12 protein-coding genes are annotated in these 15,376 nt (G+C 37.0%); 1 reads left to right on the plus strand and 11 read right to left on the minus strand.

Features of this window, described 5'->3' with window-relative positions:
• Window positions 1-290: 290 nt before the first annotated feature.
• From HNP81_RS20710 to HNP81_RS20740, 7 genes are all read right to left on the minus strand, one after another.
• Window positions 291-1,778: a sodium:solute symporter family protein gene (locus tag HNP81_RS20710; RefSeq protein ID WP_182503867.1), complete on the minus strand. Its 1,488-nt coding sequence runs from the start codon at window positions 1,776-1,778 to the stop codon at window positions 291-293.
• Window positions 1,775-1,972, minus strand: a complete 198-nt coding sequence (locus HNP81_RS20715) for a DUF3311 domain-containing protein (protein WP_028391386.1) — start codon at window positions 1,970-1,972, stop codon at window positions 1,775-1,777. Before HNP81_RS20715 ends, HNP81_RS20710 begins: the two co-directional genes overlap by 4 nt.
• A 133-nt stretch (window positions 1,973-2,105) precedes the next feature.
• Entirely contained in the window at window positions 2,106-3,482 is a 1,377-nt protein-coding gene (locus HNP81_RS20720) for a hydantoin-5-propionate amidohydrolase (protein WP_182503868.1), read from the minus strand.
• A 15-nt stretch (window positions 3,483-3,497) separates the two neighbouring features.
• Window positions 3,498-4,229: an IclR family transcriptional regulator gene (locus HNP81_RS20725; protein WP_028391387.1), complete on the minus strand. Its 732-nt coding sequence runs from the start codon at window positions 4,227-4,229 to the stop codon at window positions 3,498-3,500.
• Window positions 4,230-4,696: 467 nt separating this feature from the next.
• On the minus strand, window positions 4,697-5,929 hold the full coding sequence (gene ertE / locus HNP81_RS20730) for an N-carbamyl-l-glutamate amidohydrolase ErtE (protein ID WP_182503869.1): 1,233 nt from the start codon (window positions 5,927-5,929) through the stop codon (window positions 4,697-4,699).
• 12 nt (window positions 5,930-5,941) lie between these two features.
• A complete protein-coding gene (locus HNP81_RS20735; RefSeq protein WP_182503870.1) occupies window positions 5,942-6,709 on the minus strand; it encodes an IclR family transcriptional regulator in 768 nt (255 codons plus the stop codon).
• Window positions 6,702-7,352 carry an AroM family protein gene (locus HNP81_RS20740; RefSeq protein ID WP_028391390.1) on the minus strand — a complete coding sequence of 217 codons (651 nt, stop codon included), beginning with the start codon at window positions 7,350-7,352 and terminating at the stop codon, window positions 6,702-6,704. The genes HNP81_RS20735 and HNP81_RS20740 overlap by 8 nt, the downstream gene beginning before the upstream one ends.
• A gap of 304 nt (window positions 7,353-7,656) precedes the next feature.
• On the opposite strand from HNP81_RS20740, the gene HNP81_RS20745 reads away from it, so the two are divergent.
• Window positions 7,657-8,841: an alanyl-tRNA editing protein gene (locus HNP81_RS20745; protein ID WP_028391391.1), complete on the plus strand. Its 1,185-nt coding sequence runs from the start codon at window positions 7,657-7,659 to the stop codon at window positions 8,839-8,841.
• Between the two features lie 172 nt (window positions 8,842-9,013).
• On the opposite strand, the gene helD is transcribed toward HNP81_RS20745, so the two are convergent.
• The 4 genes from helD to HNP81_RS20765 all read right to left on the minus strand — a co-directional run bounded on the left by helD (window position 9,014) and on the right by HNP81_RS20765 (window position 15,228).
• Window positions 9,014-11,266 carry an RNA polymerase recycling motor HelD gene (gene helD / locus HNP81_RS20750; RefSeq protein WP_182503871.1) on the minus strand — a complete coding sequence of 751 codons (2,253 nt, stop codon included), beginning with the start codon at window positions 11,264-11,266 and terminating at the stop codon, window positions 9,014-9,016.
• A gap of 303 nt (window positions 11,267-11,569) precedes the next feature.
• Window positions 11,570-12,025 (minus strand): (2Fe-2S)-binding protein, encoded by a 456-nt coding sequence (locus tag HNP81_RS20755; protein WP_182503872.1) that lies wholly within the window; start codon window positions 12,023-12,025, stop codon window positions 11,570-11,572.
• Window positions 12,026-12,076: 51 nt separating this feature from the next.
• On the minus strand, window positions 12,077-12,910 hold the full coding sequence (locus HNP81_RS20760; protein ID WP_182503873.1) for an FAD binding domain-containing protein: 834 nt from the start codon (window positions 12,908-12,910) through the stop codon (window positions 12,077-12,079).
• Window positions 12,910-15,228 carry a xanthine dehydrogenase family protein molybdopterin-binding subunit gene (locus HNP81_RS20765; protein ID WP_182503874.1) on the minus strand — a complete coding sequence of 773 codons (2,319 nt, stop codon included), beginning with the start codon at window positions 15,226-15,228 and terminating at the stop codon, window positions 12,910-12,912. Before HNP81_RS20765 ends, HNP81_RS20760 begins: the two co-directional genes overlap by 1 nt.
• Window positions 15,229-15,376: the final 148 nt, after the last annotated feature.

Genomic DNA, 15,376 nt, shown 5'->3' on the forward strand with positions numbered 1-15,376 from the left:
CGATCAGCTCCGCACCACAACCTTCATTAGGTTATTTTAGTAGTTAGTTTAGGTGGGTAAGTTACTGGAATACTTTTCATTGTATTCATAATAGGTTTTGGAGTCGCATTAATACTCTTATAATGAGGAGACCTCTTATTGAGATCTTTGCGCTTCTTAACATTTCAACTGTTTAACAGTCATGCTTAAACAAAAGGGCTCCACTTCTATCGTTTGTGTTCTACAAACGATAGAAGTGGAGCCCCAACATGTATCCCTTTTGATTTACAGTCGTTATAGTATTACTCTATTTAACTCGTTAACTTTATATCGCTTTTATTTCCATTGGTTCTATCATTGATACTAGTATTTTTTGTAAGTGAACTTATAATAAACATTACCAAAATATTAGCAGCAAGAGCGATTATGCCAATATTCAAATCTTGAATGACACTTGGAAGCGATGGAAATAACATAGCCATTGTCGTTTTAGTAAATGTGATATAGATAACAATCGCTACACCTACCAGCATTCCGAATCCAGCACCATATTTAGTAATTCCATTATTCTTTCTTAAACTTAAATACAACGATGGAGCCATTTGGGTAATTAAACTAAATGATGTCAAATATAAAGTGGCTAATGTGCTACTTTCACTCATAGAGAAAAATGCACATACTATTGATAATAATATAACAAATCCTTTTGCCGAGAGCGCTTTGCTTTTATCAGAAACCCCTGGCTTTAAAGGTTCTATTACGTTGGTCGTAATCATTGTAGCTGCTGACATTAACATCATTGATCCAGGAACTAGTGTTGCAAGCAATCCTGTTGCACCTATAATTCCGACAAACCATGGATCAAACGACTTCATTGAAAGTTCTAACAATGCAAAGTCACCGTTTTCTAAGCCTGGAAGCTGGACAATTGCTGTAAATCCAACGAAGTAAACAAATAGTACCATAATAGCGTATATCGGTAGCAATACTGCATTTAAACGAAATGCTTTTGCATTTTTAGACGCAAATACTGTTGGTGCAACATGAGGCCACATGAAATACGCAAAGGAACTAATTGCAACAGTTGAGATAAACCATGAAACGCTCAACCCTTTCTCAGGAAGGGTTAACGCTTGAGGCTTAACCTCACTAACCGCTTGGAACAGCCCTTGAAAACTTCCGTGATAATGCAATGGTAAATAAATTCCCAAAAATAAGATAACGAAGAATATTAAGAAATCTTTAATTGTAGAGGTCCACGCCGATCCATGGATTCCTGAAACCATTACATAACCTAATAGTGCAATCATCCCTACCCAAATGGCTACATTTGATGAAATAGCACCATATGATGTTGCTGCAACTAAAATCCCCATTGATTTAAACAGTATCGTGATATACGGAATCAGTGCCACTACACCAACTATTGCAACAAATACGCCAAGCCCTGTACTGTTATATTTCTTGGAGAAGAATTGCGATTGAGATACTACATTGTTTTCTTTCGCATATTTCCAAATGACTGGTAATAGCCAATAGGATGTTATTGTTCCTAAAGCAGTGAAAGCTAATAAATAAAAGGCTGCTGCACCATTATTAAATGCTAATCCACTCGTTCCTAGCAACGTAAAAACGGAATAAGTTTCACCAGCTAACAGGAGGAATACAAATACCCCGCCAAAACCCCGGCCGCCAATTGCCCATTGTTCCATACTCATATCTTTCCCACGTTTGGCTAAAAGCCCCATAACAATACTTATAATTAAAAATAGTGTGATAATTAACAATGCTATATTCATTCTTCATTCTCCTTATTAAGAGGATCCAAACGATAAATAACGAACATAATCACTGAGCATGATAATGCCCAAAATATGATCCAAAATAAGAAAAACGGTAAACCTAATACATAAGGTTCGACTTTGTTTACAAAAGGAGCTCCACCTAATATTGCAATAAAGGGTAATATCGCTAGCAAATAGTATAATTTCATATCTTCACCATGCCTTTCAAATGTTTTAAAGTACATCCTATTACTTGATTAAACATTTATGGAAATCAGATGGGGTTCTTCCCCATCTAATTGGAAGCTCCTACCTAAAGTAGCACGGACTTCACCTTAATACTTACATAGATATAGTTGCTTTTGCTGCTGATCCGGCAACAAATTTTCCGAATCCAGGTTTTTGAGTCACACTTTCTCCATCAAAAACTTCCTCACCACGTACAATTGTTGAAATAACTTTACCATTCAATTCCTGTCCATCAAATGGAGTTAATTTCGAGAAGGATTTAAATGAATTTTGGTCAATAACTGTTTTTTGATTCGGATCAATTACAGTGAAGTCAGCATCAAATCCTACACTGATTTGCCCTTTTCCAGGGATATTAAATACTTCTGCTGGATGTGTAGACATTAAATTAGCAAAGTCATTCGGTGATAATTTTCCATTTGAAACGGTGCTGTTAAACATTAATGGTGTCATAATTTCAACGCCAGGCAACCCTGATGACGCAAGGAAAATATTTTCATTCCCTTTTACTTTTTGTTCAGCACTCCATGGAGCATGGTCAGAAGAGATTAAATCTATATTGCCTTCTTTGATATGCTCCCACAAACCTTGAACTTCCTCTTTTTCTCTTAATGGTGGGTTGTTTTTCGCAACTGGCCCGTATTTCTCGAGATCATCTACATCCATTAATAAATACGGATAGCATGTTTCACAAGTCACTTTAACCCCTTGGGCTTGGAATAGTTTAATCAAATCTATTGTTCTCGGATGACTAACATGAACAATATGAAGTTTCACATTCGTCCAATAGGCAAATTCCAATAACTTTAATACAGCGCTTGTTTCGGTAACTGGCGGCCGAGTTTCGTTATGCGCTTTTGGATAAACCTTTCCTTCTTTCTGATATTGTTCAATCATATCAACAATTATTTCATCGTTTTCTGAATGGAAAGCAGCTCGTAAACCTGTCTCTTCAATCAGTTTCATAGCTTTTAAGATTTCCGGATCTGGAATTCTCGGAAAACGATACTCATCTGTTTCAAAAGTAGACATCTTAAAAGCAATCGCTCCAGCTTCTGCTAAAGGAATAATTTGATCCGTTCCACCCTTCTTCGAAATGGTTCCCCATAAACAAATATCTACAACCGCTTCTTCTTCTAACTGCTTAACTTTCTTTTTGAATTGCTCAACATTATTAATTGGGTTTGGCAAATCATAAGGCATATCTAAGAAAGTTGTGATCCCACCTGCTGCTGCAGAAGAACTAGTTGTAACAAATCCTTCATTTGGATTACTAAAACAGTGCACATGAACATCAATCGTTCCCGGAAATACATATGCATCACCAAAATCTTTGATATTTTCGGACTCTAATTTTCCTGATCCTTCATGAATACTAACGATTTTACCTTCCTTAATTCCTACTTCACCGTGGATTACTGTATCTTTAGTAACAATATTCCCTTTAATAATTTGATCTACTTTAGTCATGAGGTAAAAACTCCCTTATAGTTGATTTTCAATTTTTTCTACAGCAGTTTTTATTGCCTGTACAATATCATTCTTCTCTTTTCTTTCCATTCTTTCTTTTGGGCCAGCAACACTCAGAGATGCAACTAGCTTTTTGTCGCTATCAAATATCGGCATACCATAAGAAATAACACCATCATCAATTTCACTTTCCGAATAAGAATACCCTTTTTGGCGAATTTCCTCTAAATGGTCTAACATGACATCCAAATCGAGAATCGTTTGATTCGTGTGTTTTTTTACAACTCCACTAAGATAAAGATCTTTAACAATTTGGTCGCCCATAAAGGCCAATAAAGCTTTGGAAGAAGCTCCTCCGTAGATAGGCACAATATTTCCTTGTTCAGATGAAACTTTAATTGGATGTCCAGAAGGAACGGCTGCTAAACAAACCGCTTGTAAATTGGAGGGCACTAATAATATAGAGCTTTCTCCTATTGATCGAGTTAATTCTCTCATTGCTACTTGAGAAACGACTGGTAGATCAATATCCATTTTTACAATCTTAGCTAATTTTAAAAAAACATATCCCAAGCTATACAATCCAGGTGAACTCTCAACAATGTACCCCTTTTCTTTAAGCACCCTCATATGTCTATATACTGAGCTTTGTGGTTGTTGGAGTTTAGCTGCTAGTTCTGGGACAGAAAGAGTTCTTGATTCAAAATCAAATTGTTCCAATATTTCTAAAGTTTTTTCTGCACTCACTACAATCCTCCGTTCTTAAGAATGTGAAATTGCAATCAACAATTTCATTACAATTATCATTTAATGATAATACATTATCTATATTTGATAATATATACTTAGTAATCATATTGCAAGCGCTTTTTTGAAAAGATAATATAATAAAAAGAACTATTCTTTCTATAAAATAGATGAATAGTTCTTTTTTACATTTTGATCTACCTGATTTATCCCGCGTTAACGCGCAGTAAGCCCCCCCACCTCAAGGCTTAGAAGAATCGAAGAAGAGTAGGTGAGGGACAACTGCCCGTAAAAGCCCGATTGGTGAGATACAGTGAAACTTACCTTTGTGCTCTTCAAAGGTTTAGTTGAACCAATCGGGTTCGTAGTGTCGCTTTACCGAAGCGAAGTAGAGGTATTAGCGACAGTAGAACGGGACTAACAATCAGTGGGGAGTGAAGAAATCCCCCACTGATTGAAGTTTCACTTTATTTTGAAAACTCTAGAACAGCATTTAACATAGCCTTTGCTCCTAAATATAAATCCTCTTTCTCTGCCCATTCTTCCGGACAATGACTTCTACCATCCTTACATGGTATAAATATCATCCCTACCGGAGCAAGCAATGACATTTGATTTGCATCATGACCAGCACCGCTTGGTAATTCAATGACACTATCTGTCACTTTTCTACATGAGTTTTGTAATAATTGCTTAATTTCATCATTTACTACAATTGAACTTGATCTTGAGATATTTTCAATTTGTACATTTACATTCCTATCCCCTGCAATTGAATCAACATTTTCTAAAAAGTCATTTGCTACTTTTTCAATCACCTCTTCAGAAATACTACGAATTTCAACAGCGAATTCTACTTTTCCAGGTACCACATTTGATGCATTAGGAAAATTATTAAAAACGCCAACTGTTCCAACAACTGGTTGCTCAAATTCTCCATTTGCTGCTTTCTCTAAAGCAAGTGTCATTTCAGCAGCTGCTGTAAGAGCATCATTCCTCATATCCATCGGTGTTGTTCCTGCATGATTTGGTAATCCATCTACTGAAATTTTATATCGTTGAATTCCTACAATCCCTGCTACAACACCTAAATTCGCATTATTTCTTAATAAAACAGGTCCTTGTTCAATATGCAATTCCAAATATAGAGCGATTGTACCTTTCTCTTTTTTACATTTAAATAGATTATTTGGGTCTCCCCCTGCGAATGTAATCGCAGCTGATAACGATTGTCCATCCGAATTCGTGTAAGTCAACATTTCTTTGGTTAAGTTACCAGACCATGCACGGCTACCAACTGTAGATAAACCGTATTCTGATGGTTCTTCTGCTGTAAAATCTACAATTTCAATTGTATGTTTGATTGCAATGTTATGTTCAACCAAAGACTTAACAATTTCTAATCCTACAAGTACACCAGCAATTCCATCAAATCTTCCTCCATTTGGAACAGTATCAGTATGAGATCCAATAACAATTGGAGGTAGGTTTGGTTCAGTACCAATCAATCGTCCAATTACATTAGCTCCTTCATCCTTTTTTACTTCTAAACCTATTTCACTCATTTCACTCATTAACCATTCTCGCCCTTGATTATATTTGGCAGTAAATGACCGTCTTGTCCATGGTTGATTCTCAATTGTGATATCAGCTAAATCATTTATTGTTTTCCATAATCGATCTTTATTTATCAATTCCATCTCTACACCCCATTAATAGTTTAATAATACTGACATATTATCAGCTGTTTTAATCACAGCTTTTGAAAGACTAATGATTGTTTCTTCCGAAAATTTTTGACTAATTCCAAGGATGCTAACAGATCCTACTATTTTTCCAGATTTCGAGAATATGGGTGCAGCTACTGCACTAATTCCTAAATCTAACTCACCATGACTAACAGCAAATCCATTCTTTTTTATTTGTTTTAACTCCTGTTCAAGTATCTCTTTTGAAACGATTGTAGAATCAGTAAATTTCTCCAAAACCTCTTCACTCATAATCCTATCTATTTTCGCTTGAGGAATAAAAGCCAATACCGCTTTTCCAGAAGCAGCTGCATGTAAAGCTGAATATCTGCCAATAATATGGGTTACATGTACGGATTTGGGACTATCTATTTTATCAATGCATTCCACTTTTTCGTCCACAAGAGCCGAAAGAGTTACCGTCTCTGAACATTGACTCGATAATTTCTCCAATTCCGGTCGTAATGTGCGTTGCAGAGCTTCGTTTTTATCAAATCGATCCACAATAATATTAAATTCCTCAGGACGCAAACCATAATCACCATTATCTTGTTGAAAGACGAATCCTCTTCTTTGCAGCGTTTTTAATATTCTGAATAAAGTTGATTTATTTATCTTCATTATTTTAGATAATTCACCAATTGATATTGGTCTATTTATCATCGATAAATGCGATATAACTTGTAATCCTTTATCTAAGGTTAATAAAATTTCTGAACTATTTTTATTCATTCCTAACTGCCTTCACTTTCTGAACAATTAAATGTTGGGCGTTATAGCAAGTGCATGAATATTTACTTTCAATTTGAGCTACTAAATCCGAGTCATACCCATAGCAATCCATGATCACATACTTTGGATGATGTAATTCAATCTCTCTAATCATTTCTTCATGTACTGCTTCAGATTTTGGATGAACAGCTACAATATGTTTATTCCCTTCTACAATTGCCCATTTTATTTTCGCTGTTGCTATCTGTTCTTTGATTGGAACAAATATGATCGTAGTATCACCGTTTTTTATATTTCCTACCTTTTCTTTCAATTCTTTAATCGGATAAATTATTTCTGTTCGATTAGCTGTACACGTAAATTCACTCATGCATAACACTGCAATAACTTCAGAACTATCCTCATATTCTTTTATTACATCTTCAACCTTTTTTTCGATCGTGCCTTTGCTCATATTTGCCATTCCGTTTCTCAATACAACGTATAATTTTTCTTCTCCCGGTTGTTTTACTAATACATCTATTTCATTTTGCGAAACATGATCAAGTGCACCAACCAGTTGATAGTCACATATCCCCTCCCTTTTAAACGCTTTCAACAAGTCGTCTCTAGGGGTCTGACCAATCGTTATTAAAGTAACCATCCTATACCTCCAATATCTTTTGTCGTTTCAATTATAGAAACAATTATTCCTATAATAGGTATATCAAAAATATTACCTAATGGAATTTACGTTGTCAATTTACTTTCTGGAAATAAAAATAACTAAAACCCTAAATAAATTAAAGGATCTCAGCAATTGGTAAAACAAATAATTGAGAAAAAGAAGCTAGATTTTTTTAGAGTACTATAAAATTCTACTATGAAATCAATACTCAGATTAACTATATTATTGGTTCATTCTTACATGATATAATGACGATATTTGGTTTTAGGAGGAGAAAGTAATGACAACAAAACTATATTATGAAGATACTTCAATTAAAGCTTGGGATTCTGAAGTTCTAACAGCTACTGAAAATGACGGCCATTTCTACGTAACATTGTTTGAAACGGCATTCTATCCAGAAGGTGGTGGCCAGCCAGCTGATCGTGGAAGGATTGGTGGAATTGAGGTATTAGATGTGCAAGTTAAAAATGAGGCGATTGTTCATGTTTTAGCAAGTAAGCCAGAACTAGGTAAGGTTCATTGTGAACTCGACTGGAAACGCCGTTTTGACCATATGCAGCATCACAGCGGCCAGCATCTACTATCTGCTGTATGCCGTGAGTTATTTGATGCAAACACATTAAGTTTTCACTTAGGTACAGATTATGTGACGATTGATGTGGACATTAAAGATATTTCTCACGATCAAATGAAAACAATCGAACAACTTGCGAATCAATATATTTACGAAAATAAAAAGTTACATACCTATTTCATTACTTCTGAACAGCTTAAAGAATTGCCAGTCGTGAAGCTACCTAAGGTTACCGAAAATATTCGTATTGTCGAAATGGAAGGAATCGAATATAACCCATGTGGTGGAACACATGTCCGACAAACGGGGGAAATCGGAATAATTAAACTACTGAAAACGGAAAAACACAAAGGCTTCACTCGCATTTATTTCAAATGCGGATTTCGGGCTTTACAAGATTTCCAAGAAAGCTTAACGATTCTCACAGCATTATCTAGTAAATACAGTGCAGGACGGGATGACATTCTTGACCGTGTAAATAAGTCTGAGCAAAACCAAAAGCATCTACTTGAGGCAAACGAAAAATTAAAAGAAGAATTGGCATTCATTGAAATGAAAGAAATCCTGTCTGAGAACAACGGGTTTCTTATCACTCGCGAGTTTCCCAATAAAACTCTGAAAGAGCTACAATTGCTTGCCACGAAGATTACATCTGAACGAGAAGCGGTTGTCCTTTTCGGCTCTGTTTCAGAAAATAAAGCGGTCCTTTATCAAAATGGGATAAATGAGGTTCAATGCGGACAATTTTTCAAACAGAACTTAGGAAGGCATAGTGGAAAAGGCGGAGGAAACGACAAATCAGCTCAAGCTGGATTTCCCGATTATGAATCGTTAGCCGGTTTTTTAACCTTTGCAAAATTAGAACTAAAGAAATTAACAGAAAAATAATAGAAATATCTTTCTATAATTAAAATACTTAATCAACCAAACAAAATGCACAGTCTGAACCTTCCTCCTATTAACAAAAAATTGGTATGAAAGTTGGTTCAGACTGATAAAGTGAAACTTCAATCGGTGGGGGTCTTACTGCCCGTTAATGCGGGATAAATAGATCGAGGGTTCACTTTATTAAAAAATCCTCTTCTGAATTACCGATAAAATACAAGCGATGTAATGGCCTTGTCATGACCACATAAAGAAGTTTGATATCTAATTCACGTTCACGCTCATATCTTTCGTTCAAGGAAATCGCAAACACCGCATCAAACTCCAGACCTTTGGCAAGATACGAAGGCAAAATAACCAAACGTTCCTTAGGAATGGAAGCTTGTTCTTCAAGCAAGCAAACTGATGAATCAATCCCACTCAAAATATTATACACTTCGCGGCAATCATCCATTGTTTTCGCAATCACGGCAAATGTCCGCAATCCTTGCTCTTTCATTTTAGTAGTCCGCTCAAGTAGTTCTTTGCCCCATTGATCATCTTTAATTTTTATAAATGACGGTTTCTCACCATGACGAACTACAGGCTCTACTTGAGGAAAACGATAAGGCAATAAATCCAATAGTTTATTTGCTTCATTCATAATTTCTACTGTTGTTCGATAGCTTTTTTGAAGTTCAGTGTAGGTAGCCCTGGGAAAAATGCTCCGATGGACTTCGTCCCATTCCTCTAATCCTCGATACGAATAAATTCCTTGAGCAAGATCTCCGACGAGTGTAAACATATCAGTGTCTGAAGCTGTTTTTAATGCCTGCAGCTGCATAAAACTATAATCTTGAGCTTCATCAATGACAATATTCTTCGCTCGCTTTTCTTTATCCACTCCAAAAAGATGGGAATAAAGATAAAGAATCGCTCCTAAATCTTCAACTTCGTACTGCTTTCTTTTAATAAACTGCGATTGATATACACAAAGTCGCTCTGCTTCATGAATAGTGAAAGAATCTTTACTATATGTAACTAGTATTTCTGGATCAGAGAACAGTTCTTGATAATACTCAAAAATCGTTTTTCGTTCAAATTGTTTAAAGTAGTTTTTAACAGAATTGCGCACTTCTTTCTTAATTTCATCCTGGCGTTCTGCTTTCTTATCAAGACATTTTGTCACATATTCTCGACGAATAGTAGGATCAATATTTTTATATAGGGCTTTCTCAATTCGAGCATCGTAGAACTTCACCACTCGCTCAAGCATTGCTTTTTTCTTAGATTTCACTTGACTTTGCAAGATTTGTTTTAATTTTTCAATCCTAGTGTATATCGGCATATACCAATATTCTTCCATTACTAACTTTTTGAATTTTTTAGCAGAATATAAGCGATACTTATCACAATAAAAATCTTCAGTTGGAACAAATCGATTTATTATGTCCATGATAAATTGATCAAGAATTCGTTTAAATTGCGAAGAACCCTTGATATTAGACACCCAGATAGACTCTAATGTATCCTCATCATTTTTTTCAAGTAGATCGATTAGTTTTTTATCAGGAACAAGCTTTATATCACAATCAATTGCTACTTGGACATATTCAGTAAACGTAAATTGTTTTGCTTTCTCGACGCCTAACTCAGGGAGCGCCTCCGAAATATAATCGATAAATAGACGACTTGGAGCAAGAATCATCATTTGTCTTGGGTCGAACAAATCTTTGTAGTGATAAATGAAGTATGAAATCCTATGCAAGGCGATCGTAGTTTTTCCACTTCCAGCTGCTCCTTGAACGATAATTGGTTTATTTAAATCTGCTCGAATAATCTTGTTCTGTTCTTCCTGAATCGTCGAGACAATTTCTGTCAGGCGATTACTCGAACTCTTAGAAAGCGATTCTTGAAGAAGTTCATCGGTTGTCGTTAAATCAATGTCTCGGATCTCTTCTAATTTTCCGCTGTCAATCATTAATTGCCGTTTCAACGTTATATCTCCCGAGAATTTCTCCCCTTCGGCTTCATAAGTTATCGGTCCAATTCGCCCCTCGTAGTAAAGGTTTGCAATCGGCGAACGCCAATCTACAATAATCTGCTCCTGATTTTCTCGCTGGTATAAGGATGCCTTGCCAAAATACAGAATTTCCTTTAGGCCATTTTCGTCACGTGAAAAATCGACCCGAGCAAAATATGGTTTACTTTTTGCTTTTCTTAAGATTTCCAACTCAGATTTGGACATATCAAAAAAATTGGCCGTTGTTAGCAATTCTGAATACCTTCCCGACTCTTGCCAATCTTCATCTCCAAATGTCTCTTGCATAATCTTCTTAAATTGATCTTTACTCGTTGCCGCAGTCTTAATAACTACGTCGATATACCGCTTCGTAAACTCCAATCTTTCTTGTTCATGTTTAAAATCCGGATGCTGCTGCGATGTCATTTTGTTCTCCTTTCATCTCTTGAAATAAGCGTCTTGACAATCGTTTGCAGCGGTGAAATGGATATTTATATTATCAGAAAACTCCGTCGAATACAAGCAGTAAACCTTTTTCATAAAAACATTGACGAACTTCACACCGAGCTTTTGTCTTCAATTTAGTCAAATCACTATGCAACTATTTTCAAATCGATAGTCGAAATTATTCCAAGAAGTTCACAATTTCTTCAATCTTAGTTTTTTCTAGTAGAAAGCAACATTTTGAAAATTTCCTTTTTGTTTTATTTTTGCTGATTATAACTCTGATTATTGATTTTCTAAAACTGTTTTAACTGCCTTTTCGATTTCGGCATAACCTGTACAGCGGCAAATATTTGATCCAAGCCACTCTTTAATGGTTTTATCATCAGCATCTGGATGTTGATGAATGAGTGAATGGCAGTTCATAATAAAGCCTGGCGTACAGTAACCACATTGAAACGCAAAGTTGTCAACGAAAGCTTGCTGAATAGGTGTTTTTTTCAACCCCTCTATCGTCGTAATATTTTTGCCAATGGCTTCGACAGCGAGCATCAAACACGATTTCATTGGCCAATCATCAACATTCACCGTACATGCGCCACAGTCGCCATTTAAACAACCTGGCTTTGCCCCTGTCAAACCAAGCTTTCCTCTTATTGCATATAGCAGTGTGTCTGCTGACCGTACCGTCACCGTGCGCAAATCACCATTTACATATAATTCAATTATTTGGGATTTCATGCCTATCACACCCTTTTTCAATCTAGTAATTTTTTATGAATATAAAAAAATTTAACTAGCTCCCAATACTTCTAAAACATCATGCAATAAATTCCGCAATACAAAGAGTCTGTATTCTGCTGATCCTTCCACATCGTTAAGGATTGGGCCCGGTAATTCCGATAAAGCACTATTGACCCTATCCTCAATTGGCCACTCCCGATTATTTAATAAGGTCTCTACTTTCTTGGACCTAAAGGGAAATGGACATAAACCGCTCAATGCAACCCTCACTTCTTCACCGATTTTTAAAGCTGCGACCGTGATTAAAGGATAGCCAGTGTCCCATTGTTGTCGTCGTTTTATACTAACAAACGGGGCAGTAACAAACCTCTTAGCCGTTGCAACTTGGATGAGAAACTCGCCGGTTCCCAATTGAAGCTGTTCATGAAACAAATTATTGATCGGTGACACTTTGATACCACTAGGTCCGACAATTACAACTTGACTGTCAGCTAGTAAAAACGGCAGTACAGTCTCACGGTAAAAAATTTGTGCACAAATATTGCCTCCAAGGGTGATTTTTCCACGAGAAGTGTGGTCAGCTACTTCACTCGCCGTTTTTGTTAATAATGGAAAATGATTGGTTTCTTCAATTTTTGTAAGAGATAATGTACTTCCGATGACGAGATAATCCCCTTCAAACTGCATGACCATGCATTCGGCAATATCTTTCAAATCAATAACCGCTTCGGTGTGAACAAGATTAATTCTTCCTAGAGTGATTAATTCCGTACCACCCGAAATAAACATTGGCTTTTTCCTATTTTTTGCTGCAGTTTGGTAAAGATCGATCGCTTCTTTCAATGATGCTGGCTTATAATACTCAAAATCAAACGGTAACATTAGCTCTTCGCCTCCTTCGTTTTCCAGATCAACTCTGGAATTAGAGGTAAATGATGAAGTGAAACTCCAGCAGCAACAGACAAGGCATTCCCTAATGCACCCGGCATCCCTAGAAGTCCATGCTCGCCAACCCCACGTGCCCCGTACGGTGCTTCTAGGTCAGGGGTATGAACAAAATCAACAAGATATTCAGGGTTTTCTCCATAATGAAGCGGTCGGTAAGTACGTAGTTGCGGATTCAAAACTCGACCAAGTTGATCAAAATAAAAGGTTTCTCGTCCAGCGAACGCTAAACCCATACTCATTGCACCCATCACTTGACCTAACGCTGCTTTTTTATTTAATACAGTACCAATATCAACAACCGTTGCCGCCTTCACTAGTTGATATGTAAAATCACGGCGATCAAACTCTATTTCAACCCCATACGCAGCAACCGTCCATTCTGGTCCAGGCTTCCCTGCCCCTGTTTCAGGATCCAAATGGGTAAGATGGCGCATAATAAAATTCCCTGTCCCGATAATTTGGCCACCGATTGAGTTTCCATTTGGATATTGATATCCATAGCAAATATCTTGAAAATGGAGCCCCATTAAAGGATTGTCACGCAAAAATACCCGACTATCAGCTATTTCAAGATCTTCCTTCGGTGCCCTAAGTACAATTGAAGCTATCTCCCGCAACTGATTGATGACATCTTCTGCAGCTTCTAATAAGGCTCTTCCAGCCATGTAGATGCCCCTACTTGCGACAGTCTTCCAATGTTCTGGTGTTGTTTGTGTATCTACTTCCATCTTGACATGAATGTTGTCCACATTCATCTTCAACCTTTCTGCAAGAATTTGAGCAAGTACGGTTTTTGTCCCTGTACCTATTTCTATGACTCCTGACATTAGATTTATACTGCCATCGCGATTAAACGTTAAAATCACACCTGAGGGGGCGTTTGGATCAATTGTTGAAGTTTTCCAACTGCAACTAATTCCTTTCACTCTGACCAAGCGGTTATTCATCTCCTTGACCTGTCCCTCATCCCAACTGATTAATTCTTTCAATCTAACAATACATTTCTGCAAGTCCCCAACATTACTTTGATTCAAAAGAACCCTTGTTGGCGTTGTATGGCCTTTCATAATCGCATTTCGATAACGAAGTTCTAGAGGATCAATTTGTAATTTTTGTGCTAATAAATCCATAGTTCTTTCGATAGCAAATGAAAGTTCTGAATGACTGAAACCGCGAAATGGGGCTGGATATGGATGATTTGTGTACATACAATAAGAATCACACCATAAATTCTCAATATTATAAGGACCCGTACAGTCAACTGCTCCAGCTCTCGTAAGGTCAATAGCTTTATCCGAGTAAGCACCGCTATCCCATAAATAGCGAATTTCAGCTACTTTGATAATCCCAAGGTGGTCAGCTCCGAATTTTATTTTTGCATCCAAGCCGATATGGCATGGGGACATTAAAATATCTTCTTCTCTTGAATTTAATATTTTCACCGGCAGCCCACCAACTGCTTTCGACCCTAAATAGGCAAGGATTTCAAGTTGTACCGATGCCTTGCCGCCAAATGCACCACCAACGAATGGTGTTTCCACGATTATTTTTCCAATATCTTCATTAAAGTATTTAGCAATTAATTGTTTAACCATAAATGGGGCTTGTGATGATGTCATGATTTTGATGGTTCCATCGGGCAATATCTCTGCAATGGAACATCTAGTCTCCATCGCAACATGATCGGAAGGTGGGAATGAAAAATCTGCTTCGACAGTCGTTACACTTTCAGTCCAGCCTTTTTCCATATTACCTTTTCGGATTTTAATATGTGTTGCTATATTTGTTCCTGGAACAGGGGTGGTATGTTTTTCTTTTATATATTCCCCTAAGCGTTCATGCACCATTGGGGCGTCCTTTTGAAACGCTTGTGTCGGCGAATGAACAACAGGCAGTAATTCATACTGGACCTTTATCCGGTCGGCTGCCTTTTTGGCCTGACCTGGTGTATCAGCAATAACAAGAGCAATCGCTTCTCCGTGGTAGCGTACCTTATCTACAGCGAGCGGTGGTCTATCACGAATATCTTCACCAGTAAGCGGAAATTCTTCTCCAGCGAGGATCGCTTTAACGCCAGGCATATTCCTCGCCTCTATTGTGTCGATTTTAACAATCTTAGCATGGCCATATGGACTAATAACAACTTTCCCCGAGAGCATAGTATTTGAGTGGTGGTCATGTGTGTATCTCGCTCTTCCGGTCACTTTATCCTGAGACTCCTTACGAAGGATACTTCTCCCAATAACATCCAATTTCACCACTCCGTTTTCTTCAAAGTTTGTATTTTACTAAGTTTCGATAATATATTCCTAGTTTACAAATATTCATTTTGTAAGTTTTAGCCGTCCGAAATTGCCAGGGCTGATCTACCATATATCAAGGCTTATCTATAAAGCTACT

This window comes from Peribacillus huizhouensis, assembly GCF_014138605.1.
Classification (GTDB): Bacteria; Bacillota; Bacilli; order Bacillales; family DSM-1321; genus Peribacillus; species Peribacillus huizhouensis.

What these genes read in the sequence shown, in the direction of transcription:
- HNP81_RS20710 (WP_182503867.1), bottom strand. Translation starts at nt 1,778, where the DNA reads ATGAATATAGCATTGTTAATTATCACACTATTTTTAATTATAAGTATT.
- HNP81_RS20715 (WP_028391386.1), bottom strand. Translation starts at nt 1,972, where the DNA reads ATGAAATTATACTATTTGCTAGCGATATTACCCTTTATTGCAATATTA.
- HNP81_RS20720 (WP_182503868.1), bottom strand. Translation starts at nt 3,482, where the DNA reads ATGACTAAAGTAGATCAAATTATTAAAGGGAATATTGTTACTAAAGAT.
- ertE (WP_182503869.1), bottom strand. Translation starts at nt 5,929, where the DNA reads ATGGAATTGATAAATAAAGATCGATTATGGAAAACAATAAATGATTTA.
- HNP81_RS20735 (WP_182503870.1), bottom strand. Translation starts at nt 6,709, where the DNA reads ATGAATAAAAATAGTTCAGAAATTTTATTAACCTTAGATAAAGGATTA.
- HNP81_RS20740 (WP_028391390.1), bottom strand. Translation starts at nt 7,352, where the DNA reads ATGGTTACTTTAATAACGATTGGTCAGACCCCTAGAGACGACTTGTTG.
- HNP81_RS20745 (WP_028391391.1), top strand. Translation starts at nt 7,657, where the DNA reads ATGACAACAAAACTATATTATGAAGATACTTCAATTAAAGCTTGGGAT.
- helD (WP_182503871.1), bottom strand. Translation starts at nt 11,266, where the DNA reads ATGACATCGCAGCAGCATCCGGATTTTAAACATGAACAAGAAAGATTG.
- HNP81_RS20755 (WP_182503872.1), bottom strand. Translation starts at nt 12,025, where the DNA reads ATGAAATCCCAAATAATTGAATTATATGTAAATGGTGATTTGCGCACG.
- HNP81_RS20760 (WP_182503873.1), bottom strand. Translation starts at nt 12,910, where the DNA reads ATGTTACCGTTTGATTTTGAGTATTATAAGCCAGCATCATTGAAAGAA.